Here is a 1,359-nt window from a genome sequence, read left to right on the forward strand (position 1 = left end):
AACCTTTCTATTACAACACTCTGGGCACCCTTGACCTTCAGTCCTTAGACAAACTCTAGCTTCCCACTCATGACCTTTATCACAGATCCATGACATGGTTTTACTGCTGCGTGGAGTTAGCTTGTCACTTAGGATATTCTTATTTTTAGTAGGATGGAGTTGAGCTGCAAGATCAGGACGTAGATACTGTAAATTATAAACTTCAGTTGCACGTCTTGATGTCTCACACATGGGACATTTTTGATAATATGCCCTATCTTCAATAGTCTCATACCAAAAATGTCCCTTTTTACATTTTCATGATCAAAGGGTCCTTTTTAAGAGGTGAGGCTTTTCAGGAAATGGTATTTTATTATGATCAAAGTCCCATTGTGACTTTATTAATTCATAAGGCACATTATTTTCTTGCAAGAATGTTCGTCCCATTTTTAAAGATAAGTGCAACAATTTGTACTTAAATAAAGTCTATAGCTTCACATAATTTTCATCAATTCTCCAGCTATATCCTGGTCTTGGCTTCCAATACCACCTGATCCTCTTCTTAAGTTCCATATTGACTATCTAGCGATAAGGAGCTACATGCTCAACTTCAACGACGCGTTCTAACATCATTTCCTCGTTTCTAAAAAATTTGGATAAATTTAAAAGTTTTTACATCAGCGTCTTTGCGAGACGTTCTCTCCTATTACACCAACAATCTTGATGATCTGAAAACTCTTATTAATGGTACTCATAGATATAATTTAAAGGGCCACCAAGTTAAAGAAATCACCCAAAAGCAAAAAGATTTTGCTCAAGACAAGCTTGATAAAACTCCTCAACTTATAAAGACTAAAAAACAAAGAAAGCTTCAAGAATAATTTAGGGGCCAACAGGTTTTATTTATATATATATGTTTGTACTTAAATTGTACTTTCAAACGTACGTAATATTGTCTATAATGATCTTATAAGGAGATTATAAATGAAGAATATAGACCTCTCTCAAGATATTGTTCCAGTTACTGAATTTAGAAGCCAAGTATCACACTGGCTTAACCATGTTAAAGATACTGGGCACCCTGTAGTTCTGACACAAAATGGGAAATCAGTTGGTGTTCTTTTATCACCCCACGATTATGATGCGCTTCAATATAGAGAACGCTTTTATCATTCCATTGAAAAAGGTCTTAAGGATGCTGAAGAAGGCTTAACTTATACAACAACTCAAGTTAAAGAGAAATTGGTAAAAGCCCTTAAAAAATGAATCTTATATGGACGAAACAAGCTCCTGAAAGACTTGAAGGGATTCAAGATTTTATAGCTCAAAGATCTTCATCTTTAATTGCAGAAAATTTGATAAGTTCTATTATCGAACGAG

At 34.5% G+C, this 1,359-nt stretch carries 3 protein-coding genes; 2 read left to right on the forward strand and 1 reads right to left on the reverse strand.

Features of this window, described 5'->3' with window-relative positions:
• On the reverse strand, positions 1–231 hold a 231-nt coding region (locus IG80_RS0111430), incomplete at its 3' end, for a zinc-ribbon domain-containing protein (RefSeq protein ID WP_032114161.1).
• Between the two features lie 404 nt (positions 232–635).
• Between IG80_RS0111430 and IG80_RS0111435 the strand changes: the two genes are divergently transcribed.
• Both IG80_RS0111435 and IG80_RS0111440 read left to right on the forward strand, forming a co-directional pair.
• Positions 636–860 carry a ProQ/FINO family protein gene (locus IG80_RS0111435; protein WP_269517199.1) on the forward strand — a complete coding sequence of 75 codons (225 nt, stop codon included), beginning with the start codon at positions 636–638 and terminating at the stop codon, positions 858–860.
• A 103-nt stretch (positions 861–963) separates the two neighbouring features.
• Complete coding sequence (locus IG80_RS0111440; RefSeq protein WP_032114163.1) at positions 964–1,245, forward strand: type II toxin-antitoxin system Phd/YefM family antitoxin; 282 nt, start codon at positions 964–966, stop codon at positions 1,243–1,245.
• The last annotated feature ends 114 nt before the right edge of the window (positions 1,246–1,359 follow it).

The organism is Candidatus Paracaedibacter symbiosus (assembly GCF_000757605.1).
Taxonomy (GTDB): domain Bacteria; phylum Pseudomonadota; class Alphaproteobacteria; order Paracaedibacterales; family Paracaedibacteraceae; genus Paracaedibacter_A; species Paracaedibacter_A symbiosus.